Below are 15,919 nucleotides of genomic sequence, written 5' to 3'. Positions count from 1 at the left end.
CCTAATAAAAAAAGTTTTTAAAAAGGTACAGCTATATCAATAATATAAATCTAAACGTAATGGACAAATTGATCTTGGTCGAAGCGAAACTGTTCACTATAGATGCCGTTGTCAGCACGCTCGCCTGCACCAATCATCATCACCACATGATGGTCATCGCCAAGGCCGAGCAGTTTTTTCATGGCAGGTTCATCAAAGCCGCCCATTGGACAGCTATCAAAACCATGTGCTCGCAGAGCCAACATTAAGTTTTCAGCGGCAAGCGCGGTATTGTTAGTCGCCCAGTTTTTGACATCATCAAAAGTATAGTAAGGGGACTTAATTGGCCCTTTAGCGCGTCTAATCACTTGAATAGCACCCCATTTGGCGGCGGACACCACATTTACTGGTCCACGCAAAAAGTCCAACGTGACGACCTTGGTGTAGTAGTCTTTGACTTTTTTGGGCACAGGATTGGTTGGATACTCACGTAACACCTGCTTGGCATTATCATGCCAATTATCCGTACGTGCCACCACAGCGATTAAGCGCGCAGATGTTTTTGCGGCGTTTTGGTTCATGCAATTTTTGATAGCACGTTTGCGACTGTTTGCGCTGTCAATCACATAAAACTCCCACGGCTGCAAATTGCTAGAGTTTGGTGCTAGCATGGCCAAGCGTAGACATTCTGCAAGCACATCATCAGGAATAGCCGTATCGGTAAAGCGGCGTACTGAACGACGCGATTCTACAACTTCACGAAACGCTTGTAGCTGCGGTGTATGCTCAGGCGTTGCTGTGTTGTCTACTTTATTCTTACTCATTTTTTATTGCTCATATAGTTACTTTGTTTATAGATACTTTGTTTATCGGTATTTTACTTATTGATACTAAGTTTATCGACACTATGTATATTGATCGTATCTGTAGAGTGGGTATAAGTATTTGCTTGATTCATATACGACTCCAAGGCGTAGCAATAATTAATATAAAGGGTAATAAAAACAGGCAGTGGCAGCGTGGCATGAATAGAATGATGCGACAGTGATTCGAGATTTTGAATTAGGTTAGGGTCTATTGAAGATTCAAATGAGGTACTGGCAGTCCCAATATTTGAATGTTCAATAGATCTTATTTATCGTAAATATAAGCAGACATCAGCGGATGCTAATATCTGCAGTTATTCTCAACAATCAATATTACTTAAAAGCATTAATGCTTTTGAGATTACAGCTCGCTTTGATACTCTTCAGCAGTCAATAGCGCTTCGTAGTCAGCCATGTTGTCAGGCTTCATTCTAAAGAACCAGCCTTCACCGTATGGGTCTGAGTTGATGATTTCAGGATCGTCTTCAAGGCTTTCGTTAACCGCAACGACTTCACCTGAGATAGGAGCATAGACGTCAGAGGCGGCTTTTACTGACTCTACCACTGAGATTTCATCGTCTACTACGATAGTGTCACCAACTTCTGGTAGCTCAACATAGACTACGTCACCCAATAGGTCTTGAGCATGGTCAGTGATGCCAACGGTAATAGTACCGTCGTCTTCTAAGCGAAGCCATTCGTGGCTAGCGATATATTTTAGTTCTGCTGGGATATTGCTCATGAAGTACTCCTTTGAGGATAAAAAATCACAAATGCCAATGATAGGCTAGGATTAACCGAAGTTGTCATAAGTTGACAACGAAAGTCTCGATTAACCCCTCATAAAACAGTATTCGTTACAGGTAGTCAATACTAAAATTAATCTACTTTAAATTAATCAAACTGCTGCTTACCGTTACGGACGAAAGGCAGCTTAAGGACGCGGACATCAACGAACTTACCTTTACCGCGTAAGTCAATTTGTACATTATCGTCATCTGATAGGCTAGCAGGTACACGAGCGATAGCGATAGAGTATTTTAGGCTAGGAGAGAAGGTGCCACTGGTGATGAGACCTTTTTGCTCATTGTCAGCGCCTTGGTTAATAGTCACTTCCATGCCTTCACGTAATACGCCACGAGTGGTCAGCAATAGGCCGACTTGCTTCATCGCCGTATTGTCTTCTTTTGCTTGTTTACGCTTGCTAACCAGTGCTTCACGACCAATAAAATCACGCTCGTCTTTTAATGCCAATGTCCAGCCCATGTTGCACTCATAAGGGCTGACGCTCTCATCCATATCATGGCCATACAGGTTCATACCTGCTTCCATACGTAGGGTGTCACGTGCGCCAAGTCCAGCAGGCTTGATGCCAGCAGCTTTTAGTTGCTCAAAGAAAGCGGCCGCATCATCAGCAGGCATGATCACCTCGACGCCGTCTTCGCCAGTGTAGCCAGTACGTGCGACGAACCAATCTGACCCTTCGAGATCAGTCAGATCAGCACCAACAAAAGGCTTGAGCTCAGCGATAATGTCAGCCCAGCTAGGCTTAACCTGCGTCAACTTCGCGACGGCATTCGGGCCTTGGACGGCTAGCATGGCAAGCTCTGTACGCTCAGTGATGGTGATATCATAGCCTTCAGCAGTCTTATGGAAGTGAGCAATGTCTTTGTCACGAGTACCAGCGTTTGAGACGATACGGTATTCGGTTTCATCTGCAGTGGATAGGCAGACAATGAGGTCGTCAATGATGCCACCTTGCTCATTGAGCATAGGAGAGTACAAAGCTTTACCGACGGTCTTAAGCTTGTCGACGTCATTGGCGAGCAGTTTTTGTAACCATGCTTTGGCGTCGCTGCCTTTGACATCAGCGATGACCATGTGTGAGACGTCGAACATCCCTGCATCAGTACGGACGGCTTCATGCTCTTCGATTTGTGAGCCGTAATGAATCGGCAATTCCCAACCAGAAAAGTCCACAATCTTGCCGTTACTATCGACATGAGACTGATATAAAGGAGTACGCTGAGGGGCTTGAGTATTCGTATTTTGAGAATTGGTATCGGTCATAACAAATCCTTATGTAGACGTTATCAGCACCAAGTAGAATAAGTACGGTGTTTGATAAGCGTCGTAACAGTAGCGAGAAGCAAGTATGCAGGGTGCAGACATTGCGCTAAAAGGTGCCACAAAAAAAACAAAGCCGTGTGCCAAACAGACGCCAAACGTCGGTTTAAGCAAAAGCCCCATCTGTCCTGTGACCTGAGATTTTCAACACGATAGCTGTATATTAAAGGCTATGTACTCAATATGAGCTCAAAACCTATAGCGTCGTGTTTTCTCCCCTTCGGTGGATAAGGCGTCGTTCGTCCTTACCGCTCTCCAGATTTGTTATGCAGTGATATAGTTTATCGCGTCAGCAGATAAACATAGCAGGCATGTGTCTTTCAGTCCTTTTACCTGAGCGATTGGCAGGGTGGATGCGCCTTCGGTGGTTGTATGACAGTATAAGTGGCGTTTAATAAACGCGCATTGCTGTCAAAAAACTCTCTCCTGAAAAACACTTTTATTATGAAAGGTTCACACGCTTTTTACAAGTCATCTACAGGATTAATGTCAATAATTTTATAAAAAGCCACCAAATCACTGTTTTTAGCCGTTTATAAGTCCAATTCTCATCATTGTATCAATAAGAGTAGTTGTAAGAATATTAGCCAGAACTACTAATTAATTACGGTAGTAGCCATAGAGCAAGAGAGTATGAAACGGTAAGCTTGTCTAGTAAGCCATAACCAAATGCCACTATAGATAGTGCAGTAAACCGTGCTAGTCTTATTATCTCGTTATGTTCGAGTTGTTTTTAAGTGTTTTGAAAGACTGTTATAATCCACATTTTTTAATTCTTAGTATGAGATAGGGTGCCTTATGCATTGTGATATTTATAAATTTCCCAAACATGACGACATGTATGTGTACATCGCTCGTCCTGACTATCCTGATGATACCGATGAGATTAAAGATTGGTTAGGTGTGTTGCCAAAAGATTTTCGAGCAGGGCTTGGAGTTAGCAAGTTTGTCATGCATTTAGACCTTACAGAGACTACCAAGCTTGCGCGCGTTGACAAGGAGGAGGTGTTGGCAAAATTACAATCACAAGGTTACTTCGTCCAAATGCCACCGCAGGATGTCATGCGCCGACAGGCTGAGCTACGTGCTCGTGAAGCTCAAGATAATATTTACGACTGATTATGAGTAGAGTCATGCTTCACAACACTAAACCGCTACTAGTGAAGGGAGCGAGGCAGGGATGATTGATAGTTGAGTCTGTATAAAACGGCTACCAAAAGCCCACGTAAAAAAGCCTCTCGATAAAAGGTGAATATGCCTTTTACTATAAAGTCGTGATAAACTAGCTACTTATCAAGCGTGCACGTTCAGCGTTATCTAGCAACCTTAACCCATCAAAGTTAAACCTTGTTGGATGCTCGGATGACTGACTTGCTAAGCCATATCAATGTCGCGCGCGACCTATAAACGCAGGTATCTAAACACGCATGGACTGGTTAAAAAGTATCTTACAAAGCTTACCATTAGATAAAATAAGCGACCTTCTCGGCGAGATTATTATTTGGTGGAGTCAGATGGTGAAGGGTGTGCCACCCGCTGATCTGCCTATGTATGCATATCTTGGTGGTAGTACTATCGTACTGCTACTATGGATATTGGTCGCGCGTATGATGCCGCGTCCATTGGGTGGTATGAGCTGGATGGTGATATTTGCCGTCTTACTTGCTCCAGGCACAGCGCTCGGTGATCCCAGTCAAATAGCACCAGCCAGTATCAGTGTTGTCTATGCGATTATGATGAAAGACATCGCTGGGGCGGTTGCCAACTCTTTACCCATTTTGGTGGTATTGGTCGTCGGGTTATTTGTTGGTTTTGTCTGGCAGCTCATCCGCGGGGCATTTGAATCAAGCCTGGACAAGGCGCGTCGCAGTACTGAGGAAGATGCGCAAGCAAATATGCAACTGGCGACAGGGAATTATTTAGAAAAAGAAGCTGCGTTAGAAGAAAAAAGCTCAGAAAAAAAGAGTGGTAAGCACTTGGTAAAAGAAGTCTTGGCAGCTAAAAACTCAAAAGTGAAAGCGCCACCAGAGAGTAGCCAGCTAACCAAGCAGGAGTCTGAAGTAAGTTTGCAGAAGCCAAGCTCGATTGCAAGCTCCGTTGATAGCAAGGCTGATTTGGCGTCACCAATTGCCCTAGAAAAACCAACCGAGCCTGTCAGTAAAGCGCTTGATGAACCTATTGATACTACTAACACCACCACACCTGTTAAAGAAGTAACTGATAAAAAGCTGTAATCTGCACACTATAGTTATATAAAGATAAAAGACACCTATGAGTGTCTTTTTTTATGGCGATACGCTAACTTAAAGTCATTGAAAATATTTAAGATTTGTTAGAACGCGCTCTAGTTAACTGCGAACGCATGAGTATTTTGGCATTCAGTAGGGCTGTGCTAACCTAAACCATCATTTTTTGTATTGATCCTCTATATCTTCTAATAATACTGATTGAGACTTAACCATGAGTACTGAAAATAACATCGCAAAACCAAGCTTTACGGGTACAGATAGCTATATTGCTACTGATGATCTGCAACTGGCAGTCAACGCGGCGATGACGCTACAAAAGCCACTGCTGATCAAAGGTGAGCCAGGCACAGGCAAGACCTTATTGGCAGAGGAGGTGGCCGCAAGTTTAGGTATGCCGCTTATTACCTGGCATATCAAATCCACGACCAAAGCTGAACAAGGGCTGTACGAGTACGATGCAGTATCGCGCTTGCGGGATTCGCAGTTGGGTGATGATAAGGTATATGAGATCGGCAACTACATCAAACCTGGTAAGCTTTGGGAAGCCTTTACCAGTGATCAGCGCAGTGTGCTCTTGATTGATGAAGTGGATAAAGCAGATATCGAGTTCCCTAATGACCTGCTGCATGAGCTCGATAAAATGTCTTTTTACGTTTACGAGACTGGTGAGACCATTACTGCCGAGCAGCGCCCAGTCGTGATCATTACTTCAAACAATGAAAAAGAGCTGCCAGATGCCTTTTTGCGTCGCTGTTTTTTCCATTATATTGACTTCCCTGATGAGCATACCATGCGTCAAATCATTGACGTGCATTTCCCTAATATTCAAGAAAAACTGGTCAATGATGCGCTCGACATTTTCTATAAGTTACGCAATATTCAAGGGTTCAAAAAGCCACCATCAACCTCAGAGTTGGTTGACTGGTTAACCTTATTACTCGCTGATGATATGGCACAAGAAGAGTTGGAAGAGAACTTACGCGGTGAAAAGTCTATTCCGCCACTGTATGGTGCGCTGCTGAAAAACGAAGCCGATGTCAACTTATTACAGCGTTTTGCCAATATGATGCGTCGTTAAGGTTAAACACTATGTTTATCAAACTATTCTATACCTTACGTACTTACGGTGTGCCTGTGAGTACTCGCGAGCTGCTTGATCTAAACGCTGCCCTTGAGCAGGGTTTGATGATGCAGCCGCATCCTGAATACCCAGATGACCCAGAGCTGCGCGATTTTGCCAGTCGGGAAGATATGTATCGCCTTATTCGTCTGTGTATGGTCAAGGACGAACGCCACTTTGATAAATTTGATCGGGCAATGGCAGATTATTTTGAGGGAGTCGATAGCTTAGATATCGATGAGCTGATGGCAAAGCTCACTGATATTCCCCAAGAGTGGCTCGACTTAAAGCTTGACCCAAAGAATCTAACAGAGGAGCAGCGGCGACTGCTAAAAAAGTACGGTTCGCTTGAAGAGTTGATGAAAGCTTTAGAAGAGCGTCTCAAAGAGCAAAAAGAGCGTCATCAAGGGGGCAGTAAGTGGGTTGGCACAGGTGGCACCTCGCCGTTTGGCGCTTATGGCGATCACCCAGAAGGTATACGCGTGGGCGGAGAGTCACGTAAACGCAGCGCGGTCAAAGTCTGGGAGCAGCGTAAATACCGTAATCTTGACGATGATAATCTGCTTGGCACCCGACAAATTCAAATGGTATTGCGTAATCTGCGCCAATTTGCACGCACAGGTAGCGCTGATGAGCTAGATATACATGAGACCATCAAGCATACTGCCAAAAAGGGTGTACTCGATATTCATATGCAGGCTGAGCGCCGTAACCGTGTCAAAGTGCTGATGCTATTTGATGTGGGCGGTAGTATGGATGTCCATATAGAATCGTTAGAAAAGCTGTTCTCTGCGGCTAAAAATGAGTTTAAAACACTTGAGTTTTTCTACTTTCATAACTGTCTTTACGATTATGTTTGGAAGGACAATAATCGTCGTCATAGTGCGCCTATGCCAACGTTTGAGCTGCTAAATAAATATGGCCGTGAGTATCGAGTAATCTTCGTAGGTGATGCATCGATGTCGCCTTACGAGCTATTTTCAGTTGGTGGTAGTGTTGAGTATATGAATAAAGAGGCTGGCGTAGTGTGGCTAAAGCGCGTCCTTGATCATTTTGACAAGGTCGCTTGGCTAAATCCTGAAAACCAAGCTTATTGGCAATATACTCAGACGATCGTCGAGATAAAAAAGTTGGTTGATAATCACATGTATCCGATGACATTACATGGGATAGAAGACATGACAGCCTATTTAGCACGCTAGTTGTTAGTCGATACTGAATAACCATGCGCTGGTATATTTGTGCGAGTGCTCTGAGTTTATTTAACATAAAAAAGCAGCCACTATATCAATAGTGGCTGCTTTTTTATTAGCTTATTTGACCTAAAGATATATATAAATAAGAGTCAAAATAATTTGTACCAACCATTCTGGTCGCGCAGGTGTTACAAGAATGTCTATCAATAATCCTATCGTTAAGTCTTGATAGCAATCATGACTAGACTTGCAGGAGCTTAATTCAACACTGGTTTTTTATGAACTTAATTCGATTTGTATTATTTGAATTTATAGATTGAAAGTTGAATGATATCTTAAGATATTCATACTTTATAATAGTCCATAACTATGGAAGATACGAGTTACTTAAGTTAAATCCTAATGATGGTTTTATAAGTTACTGTAATATATAGTATTTTTAGTAACAACTGTGGTGAGGGGTTGCTATTTAAGCAGAGTTATTATCTATATTTATCTGTTATTCATATGATAAATGACTATTATTAACCAAAAATCATACATAGAGCATAAAAAGAAAATAGTAAATTTAATCGAAAAAAATCGATAGTTATATGACGAACGGTTGTTAATGGCTGCTGAACGGTGTTGTCTGTTTTCATAAATATCCTGTAATATGAATATATATAGAGAGGTAGGCGAATTTAAACAAGATGCTGCATTTTTTAAACCTTAATAAGAATTATATTGAAGCTTAGAGTTTCAAATCATCTAAGCTTACAGCTCGTTTCATATCGTAATTTTGACTCTCTATATCATAGGTTTTTGATTTGGATCTAATAGATCTATACTGGAGTATATGTTATGAATCGCAACTATAAAGTCATATGGAACAACGCTCTTAACTGCTTCACTGCTGTCGCAGAATATGCGAAGGCACGTGGTAAGTCGTCGAAGTCTAGCGTAAGTTCTAACGCTAGAATAAACACTACTTCTAAGCATTCTTCTACAGGTATTCTGCGCTCAAGTGCGATTGGAATAGGGATGATGGTCGCTGGTTTTGGTATTCAAGCAAACGCAGCTCCTCCTGTGCCTCTTTGTGTAGGTATGACTTCAGTAGAATGCGGTATAAATGCCAATGCCAATCCTTATTACGCTATTGCTATAGGCAAACATGCTCAAGCTGATGGTGTGCTCTCTACTGCTGTGGGGACACATGCTAGAAGTAAGGGTGTTGCATCCTCGGCCTTTGGTGCAGGAGCTTTCGCGACTGAACATGGATCAGTCGCGCTTGGTGCTGGTTCAAGAACAGATAGCGCTGCTACTTCTGAGAAAGTCATGACTGTCGGTGGGGAAACTTATAAAATCGCTGGCAACGTTTTATATCACAACAACACCCTAATGCCTGGTGCGCAAGTATCAGTTGGTTCTGCTGGGTTTGAAAGACAAATTAAAAATGTGGCAGGCGGTAAAGTCAGTAAAACCAGTACCGATGCTGTCAATGGTAGTCAGCTTCATGCAACTAACACCACCATCAATCGTGGTATCAAATTCAATGTGAATGACACGCACAAGAAAACCTTTGCCTTAGGTGAAGAGATTAAGTTTGATACGGACGCCAACCTAACCACTACGCCGTTATCTACCAATGATGGAATTAAGCTAGCCCTTAACGATGTAGTCAACATCGGTACTAAAAACCCAGTGAAGATAAATGGTAAAAAAGGCACTGTCTCAGGATTGACCAACACAACATTTGATGAGACTAAGACTTATAAAAACGGTCTAGCGGCTACTCAAGAGCAATTGTCACAAGTGAATACCGACATCAACACCACCATCAATCGTGGTATCAAATTCAATGTGAATGACACGCACAAGAAAACCTTTGCCTTAGGTGAAGAGATTAAGTTTGATACGGACGCCAACCTAACCACTACGCCGTTATCTACCAATGATGGAATTAAGCTAGCCCTTAACGATGTAGTCAACATCGGTACTAAAAACCCAGTGAAGATAAATGGTAAAAAAGGCACTGTCTCAGGATTGACCAACACAACATTTGATGAGACTAAGACTTATAAAAACGGTCTAGCGGCTACTCAAGAGCAATTGTCACAAGTGAATACCGACATCAACACCACCATCAATCGTGGTATCAAATTCAATGTGAATGACACGCACAAGAAAACCTTTGCCTTAGGTGAAGAGATTAAGTTTGATACGGACGCCAACCTAACCACTACGCCGTTATCTACCAATGATGGAATTAAGCTAGCCCTTAACGATGTAGTCAACATCGGTACTAAAAACCCAGTGAAGATAAATGGTAAAAAAGGCACTGTCTCAGGATTGACCAACACAACATTTGATGAGACTAAGACTTATAAAAACGGTCTAGCGGCTACTCAAGAGCAGCTGTCACAAGTAAACAGTAATATTAACAGTACTATAGGCCAAGGTTTGAGCTTTACAGGTGATAATACCAATGTCATCGTTAAGCGTCAGCTTGGTGAAACGCTGTCTATCAAAGGTGGTGCCACTGAATTAACTGATAATAATATCGGCGTGGTCGCTGATGCTGATGGTAACCTCAATGTTAAGCTGGCCGAAAATATAGATCTTGGTGAAAACGGTCGCTTTATGATAGGCAATACCCTAATGAATCAAGACGGCTTTACATTCATCAGTCAGGGCAGTGTAGATAAAACGGTCATGCTTAGTAGCAGCGGCCTAAATAACGGTGGTAATAAAATCATCAATGTCGCAGCTGGCGAAGATGATATGGATGCTGTAAATGTTGAGCAACTAAATGCAGTCAAAAACAGTGCAGACACAGCCAATAAAGGCTGGGATATCAGCGCTCAAGGCGGCAATGTCAGTACCGTGAAACCCACGGATACAGTTGACTTCAATAGTAAGGATACCAATATTGCAGTATCTAAAGATGCAAGTAGTCATGATATATCTTTTGAGCTGAATAAAGAGCTCGTCATAGAGAGCGTGAAAGCAGGTGACAGCTTTCTTGATACTAATGGTCTCACCATTGATGGAGGCCCAACGTTTACTAAAACCAAAGTTGATGTAGCAGGTAATAAAATTACTAGCGTTGCAGATGGTACTGTCGCAGCAGATAGTAAGGATGCGGTAAATGGTGGACAGTTACATGACGTCGTTACTTCTATCGAAGAAGGTAGTATTGTGATCAATCAAAAGATCGAAACCAATACTACCAACATCCAAAATAATGCTGATAAGCTAACTGCTGGTCTCAACTTTGGTGCTGATAATGGTAACAATATCAATAAGCCTATAGGTGATGATAGCGTACTTGGTTTTGTAGGTGGTAATAACATCACAACCACTACGGTGGGTAGCAGTATTAGGTTTGATTTAAATGGCAACATTAATGTCGACAGTGTGACAACTGGTAGCGTTGTCGCTGGCAATACGACAATTAACAATAATGGTGTCACCATCGCAGGTGGCCCTAGTATGACAGTTGACGGCATTAATGCGGGTGGCAAAGTGATTACTGGAGTCGCTGACGGTGTTAAGGATACTGATGCTGTGAATAGAGGACAGCTCAACAATCAGTTCGATACGATTGATAGGTTGATCAATAGCGAGCTCGCTAATATGGACTCAAAACTTGATGATCGAGTCAACTCGTTAGGTTATAGAATTGACGATGTTGAAGACGATGCGAATGCAGGTATCTCAGCAGCAATGGCGATGTCTTCACTGCCACAGGCTTATATACCTGGTAAATCCATGATAGGTGGCGGTATTGCCTCATACAATGGTGAAAGTGCCGTTGCTATTGGTGTCTCGAGAGTCTCAGACAATGGTCGGTGGGTGATGAAGATAAATGGTACAGCAGATACTCAAGGTAATGCTGGCGGAGCTATCGGAGCAGGCTTCCACTTTTAATTCAACCAAAAGTATTATGACACTGCCTGTGCTCAAACAGGCAGGCTCTGTCAAATCACTCATGACATATTAAGGAATAAAAATGAAAGTATCTATATATCGACATGGACTGCTAGCTACCGCTCTGTTATTCGCTGCAACGGGTTGTACTTGGCATTTGAGCCCTGGTGCTCAGCATGGGTCTGTCAGTCCCGAAGACGTAGTCTTTCCTGATCAAAACTCAGCATGGCAAAAAGCTGGAAAAGTCGCTGAGCAAAAGGATCTTGCTAAGATTAAAGTTGGTTCTACAAAAGAAGAGATTTATCAAGTCATTGGCGCACCGCATTTCCAAGAAGGGTTTAATGCTCGCGAATGGGATTATATCCTCAAGTTTTATGACGACAATAACAATATGGAAACTTGCCTTTATAAAATCATCTTTGATAACGGTTATGAAGGAAAACTTCGTGGTGATAGCTTCCAAGCTACTGAGTTTTATTGGCAACCGGCATCATGTGGTCAGTATGCCAAAAATTGAGCGCTGATTTAGTAGCGATATTTAGCTAAGAGTTATAATTTTAAAGCAAGAAAAAAAGATCGAGATATTAAGTATCTCGATCTTTTTTAATGAAAAATCCTAATATTAGAACACAAAACAAAATATCTATAAAGTGAATCAACTATAGCTAATCCTGAATAAAAATATCACGCTCTATGTCACGTGCTGCTGGCATTCGTTTTCCTTGCGTGCTGTGCCTACGCTGACAGAGGCTGCGAAAAACTAATACCAACAGCACTGTATCTATTTTAAAGTGTGTTAACTATATATATTCTTTCGAACTGAATATCTTAATTACCTGAGTAGTAAGTCACTCTGTCATTACGTAAGAATCCAGCCAAGCCCAAGTTATATCTCTCAGCCACACGCACCGCCGTACTGGTAGGGGCAGACATACCTACCAACCAGGGTATGCGACCACGAATAGATTTTTGTACCAGCTCGATAGAGAGGCGAGAAGTCATAAGGACACAGTCGATATCCACCTTGTTTCGCAGTTGCCAGCCGATAAGCTTATCAAGCGCATTATGGCGTCCTACGTCTTCAAACAGATACAGTTGTTGACTATGCATCGTTGCAGCAGCATGCACGGCACCTGTCAATTGATGTATATGTTGCATGCTATCCACTTGTTGCCGTATCGATAATAGATGATTAAGACTTGGAGTGTTTGCTTTGACTTTTTGTATATCTTGAGCATAAGCATTTAGGTCAGGTAATGCCTGTGTCAGTCCAGTGATGCCGCACATACCGCATCCTGTGCGACCAGCAAGCTGACGCCTTTGTGCTTGGATACGCTGATGGCAGCGTTGGTTCAGTATCAGCTCCACCACATAAATATCATAATCTTGTAGTTGCTCTAAGCTTTGTTCAAAGACTGTTGATTCAAGACTCATATTCGTTGAATCTTGCGCAAAGGAGTCTTGCGTAAACTGTTGATAGCTTGCGCTATCGGTCAGCTGGGTCACTTCCCAATCAAGTAGTTCATGACTGTGCTCGATCAAACCTTCACTAAACAAAAAGCCGACGGCTAAATACTCTAGTTGGTGAGGACTGGCCATCAATACCGCATAGTGAATACCATTGATAATAATAGCTACCGCTGCTTCCACGGCCAAACTGGCTTGCTTACATTCCATATTGATCTGAGTACCACTATGATGACCCTGCTTATCTGATGCGTAATAATGCTTTTGCGCTATATGTTTACGCGCAAGGGGTATCGTAGACGATTCTACAGTCTCTGACACCTTGTCTATCAGGTTATCTGCCAAGCATTGATCGCTATATCTTGCGTCATACTCAGTACTATCTTCAGCTATCATCACGGCTCATCGTATCGTATTATCATGGGTATGGTTATGACCATTATCCTTTTAAGTCATCATTATACCAAACCCGAAAAGTGCGATTAACGGTGTCAAACTTGTTAAGCCTACTAGGTGTAGTACTTGCGCAAGTGTTCCGCTTTCCTTTCATTTTTGGAAGTGGTATTATTTAATCGCTCGTTTATGTCGCTTATGCAGGGTCAGTGACTCCTGTATTGCTATTTACTCTTTGCAAAACAACGGTCGTTGATTTGTATGCCGGTATGTGGGAGTCTGGCGCATGAGTGTCTAGATCAAATAGGTCATTGCATTCAGGATAGTACGCTGCTACGGCATTAGAGGCGATATCCATCTCAGTCAATATCAGTGGACCCAATGTACGAGACTGCTCTGTGCTGTCTGTATGGTTTGCGCTATTTGAACTGGCTTGACGCGATACCATAACGCTATCGCCTTTTTGCCAACCTAAGCGGCTCATCTCATCTGGATGCATAAACAGGACATCACGGCGATTGGTTTGACGATAGCGATCTTGATAGCCAAAAATCATGGTATTAAATTGATCATGACTACGAACGCTGGTTAATTGCCAAACTTTTTGACTGTTCTTTTGGGCTATGCCCTGAGCATCAGTACTATTGGTTGCTCTCGTATTGTCTTTAAAGGCTGAGGTTGTCTCTGCCATCTGCGCTGCGACATAAGTAATTGGGTATTGCGGCACTTCAAACTGTGCTTTACCACTGTCGGTATTCCACACCCGATGGCGCGCTGGATGATATAAATGAAAGCCACGCTCAGTAGCACGTATACGCTCGTTGAAGTTCTCAAACCCGTCGATCGCTTGGGCGATGTAATCACGAATAACATCGAAGTCCTCGCTCATCGCTTGCCAAGGAATAGATGAATCAGCCCCAAGCACATGGGTGGCAATGTCTGCCACAATCTGCGCTTCAGACTTTAATGTATCACTAACAGGCTTAAGACTGCCCTGAGTAGGTACTATCTGACACATAGAGTCTTCGATAGTCGCAAACTGCTCGCCTTTAGCAGTGACTATGCGTTCGGTACGACCTAAGCAAGGTAAGATCAAGTTATTTGCACCTGGATACAGCATGGTCTCATTGAGCTTAGTGCCCACAAAGATATTGAGTTGGGTAGTGGTCAAGGCCTGTTGAATGGCACTGGTATCAGGTGCTGCAACCGCATAATTACCACCCATAGCCATAAAGACTTTAAGCTTACCAGCAATTAACGCTTTGGCGCCAGAGACGACATCAAACCCATCTTCTTGCGGCATTGGACGCTCAAAGACACGCTCCAAACTATCAAGCAGGCTTTGGGCAGGATGCTCATGAATGCCCATAGTACGGTCGCCTTGCACATTAGAGTGCCCACGAACTGGGGAGGCGCCTGCACCATCAATCCCGATCATACCCATCAGTAGTAGTAAATTGGTAATCATCGCCACATTATCATCGCCTTGTACGTGCTGGGTGATGCCCATACCCCAAGTACAAATCGTGGCTGGACTTGCCGCTACCAATTTTGCAAGATTGATAATTTCTGCTTGAGCAATACCGCACCCGAGCTCAATATCTGCCCATGATTGCTCTGTCAGCCATTGCTTTAATGGCTCAAAACCTGAAGTATGGGTGGCAATAAAGTCGTTATTAATTTTATCGTTTTCAATCAGCCACTTGGCAATACCCGTCAACAGCGAGGTATCACCGCCGATTTGGATTTGAATGACATCATCAACCACGTTGTCGCTTTGACCTGCTGCCATATGGGTAGGTTTTTGCGGATTTCTAAATTTACTCAAACCTTGCTCACGCATGGGGTTTATCGAGATAATGCGGCAGCCTTGCTCGTGAGCATGAGCGAGCATTTCAAGCATGCGCGGGTGATTGGTCGCAGGGTTTTGTCCAAACATTAATATCAGCTTGGCCTGCTCAAAGTCTTCTAATTTCACGGTTGCTTTACCAATGCCTACTGTCTACCAAGCATTACTGAGGTGGGCTCGTGACACATGTTGGAGCAATCTGGCAAATTATTGGTGCCAAAACAGCGTACAAATAACTGATACATAAAGGCTGGCTCGTTGGTGACACGGCCTGAGGTATAAAATAACGCCTCATCTGGCGAATCAAGCTGTCTTAATTGCTCAGCGATACGCTTATATGCCGCTGCCCAAGAAATCGGTACATAGCGGTCTTGCGTCGCATCATAATAGACTGGCTCTGACAAGCGGCCACTGTGCTCAAGCTCGTAGCCTGACCATCCTTGTAACTCTGTGACGGTATGCCGCGCAAAAAACTGGGCATCTGCCTTTTTTGACATGGTCTCACTAGCGATGACTTTGATGCCGTTTTCGCAGACATCAATGGACTTATGTGACTTATGATCTGGCCAAGCGCAGCCCGGACAATCGAACCCCCCTTTAGGCTGGTTGCTTTTGAGCACACTTAAACTGCCGCGCAAAAAAGTCTGATAATCCATCAGTTTACGAGTAGAGGATATCAGCGCAGGCCAACCGGCAGCAGGGTGAGAGTAGACAGGGATTTTGCGCATGACAGACCTCATGAATAAATGACGATAGACTAA

10 protein-coding genes, 1 pseudogene and 2 riboswitches are annotated in these 15,919 nt (G+C 43.1%); of the genes and pseudogenes, 6 read left to right on the top strand and 5 right to left on the bottom strand.

Annotated features, from left to right (window positions below; all coding sequences use genetic code 11):
- Nucleotides 1-50: 50 nt before the first annotated feature.
- From JMY01_RS08390 to gcvT, 3 genes are all read right to left on the bottom strand, one after another.
- Nucleotides 51-803 (bottom strand): nitroreductase family protein, encoded by a 753-nt coding sequence (locus JMY01_RS08390; RefSeq protein WP_201575134.1) that lies wholly within the window; start codon nucleotides 801-803, stop codon nucleotides 51-53.
- A 403-nt stretch (nucleotides 804-1,206) separates the two neighbouring features.
- The gene (gcvH, locus tag JMY01_RS08385) at nucleotides 1,207-1,587 is read right to left on the bottom strand and encodes a glycine cleavage system protein GcvH (protein WP_201575133.1); all 381 of its coding nucleotides are present in this window, start codon (nucleotides 1,585-1,587) and stop codon (nucleotides 1,207-1,209) included.
- Between the two features lie 152 nt (nucleotides 1,588-1,739).
- A complete protein-coding gene (gcvT, locus tag JMY01_RS08380; protein WP_201575132.1) occupies nucleotides 1,740-2,915 on the bottom strand; it encodes a glycine cleavage system aminomethyltransferase GcvT in 1,176 nt (391 codons plus the stop codon).
- A gap of 170 nt (nucleotides 2,916-3,085) precedes the next feature.
- A riboswitch (glycine riboswitch) is annotated at nucleotides 3,086-3,241 on the bottom strand.
- A 42-nt stretch (nucleotides 3,242-3,283) separates the two neighbouring features.
- Nucleotides 3,284-3,411, bottom strand: a riboswitch (glycine riboswitch).
- Nucleotides 3,412-3,770: 359 nt separating this feature from the next.
- Between gcvT and JMY01_RS08375 the strand changes: the two genes are divergently transcribed.
- The 6 genes from JMY01_RS08375 (at nucleotide 3,771) to JMY01_RS08350 (ending at nucleotide 11,966) form a co-directional block, all read left to right on the top strand.
- On the top strand, nucleotides 3,771-4,091 hold the full coding sequence (locus tag JMY01_RS08375) for a YcgL domain-containing protein (protein WP_201575131.1): 321 nt from the start codon (nucleotides 3,771-3,773) through the stop codon (nucleotides 4,089-4,091).
- Between the two features lie 308 nt (nucleotides 4,092-4,399).
- Nucleotides 4,400-5,206: a hypothetical protein gene (locus JMY01_RS14125; RefSeq protein ID WP_227677774.1), complete on the top strand. Its 807-nt coding sequence runs from the start codon at nucleotides 4,400-4,402 to the stop codon at nucleotides 5,204-5,206.
- A 226-nt stretch (nucleotides 5,207-5,432) separates the two neighbouring features.
- Complete coding sequence (locus JMY01_RS08365) at nucleotides 5,433-6,299, top strand: MoxR family ATPase (protein WP_201575130.1); 867 nt, start codon at nucleotides 5,433-5,435, stop codon at nucleotides 6,297-6,299.
- A gap of 11 nt (nucleotides 6,300-6,310) precedes the next feature.
- Nucleotides 6,311-7,543, top strand: a complete 1,233-nt coding sequence (locus tag JMY01_RS08360) for a VWA domain-containing protein (RefSeq protein ID WP_201575129.1) — start codon at nucleotides 6,311-6,313, stop codon at nucleotides 7,541-7,543.
- Nucleotides 7,544-8,380: 837 nt separating this feature from the next.
- Nucleotides 8,381-11,449 (top strand): YadA-like family protein, encoded by a 3,069-nt coding sequence (locus tag JMY01_RS08355; RefSeq protein ID WP_201575128.1) that lies wholly within the window; start codon nucleotides 8,381-8,383, stop codon nucleotides 11,447-11,449.
- An 82-nt stretch (nucleotides 11,450-11,531) separates the two neighbouring features.
- Nucleotides 11,532-11,966 carry an outer membrane protein assembly factor BamE gene (locus JMY01_RS08350; protein ID WP_201575127.1) on the top strand — a complete coding sequence of 145 codons (435 nt, stop codon included), beginning with the start codon at nucleotides 11,532-11,534 and terminating at the stop codon, nucleotides 11,964-11,966.
- Between the two features lie 311 nt (nucleotides 11,967-12,277).
- Here the strand turns inward: JMY01_RS08350 and fdhD are convergent, their stop codons facing one another.
- Together fdhD and JMY01_RS08340 are read right to left on the bottom strand one after the other, a co-directional pair.
- The gene (gene fdhD, locus JMY01_RS08345; RefSeq protein ID WP_201575126.1) at nucleotides 12,278-13,312 is read right to left on the bottom strand and encodes a formate dehydrogenase accessory sulfurtransferase FdhD; all 1,035 of its coding nucleotides are present in this window, start codon (nucleotides 13,310-13,312) and stop codon (nucleotides 12,278-12,280) included.
- Between the two features lie 193 nt (nucleotides 13,313-13,505).
- Nucleotides 13,506-15,886, bottom strand: a pseudogene (locus JMY01_RS08340) (FdhF/YdeP family oxidoreductase).
- Between the last annotated feature and the right edge of the window lie 33 nt (nucleotides 15,887-15,919).

Origin of the sequence: Psychrobacter sp. H8-1 (assembly GCF_904846575.1) — a bacterium.
GTDB classification, from domain to species: domain Bacteria; phylum Pseudomonadota; class Gammaproteobacteria; order Pseudomonadales; family Moraxellaceae; genus Psychrobacter; species Psychrobacter fulvigenes.
Note: the sequence above shows the minus strand (reverse complement) of the source record. Positions and strands in the feature narration are given on the sequence as shown.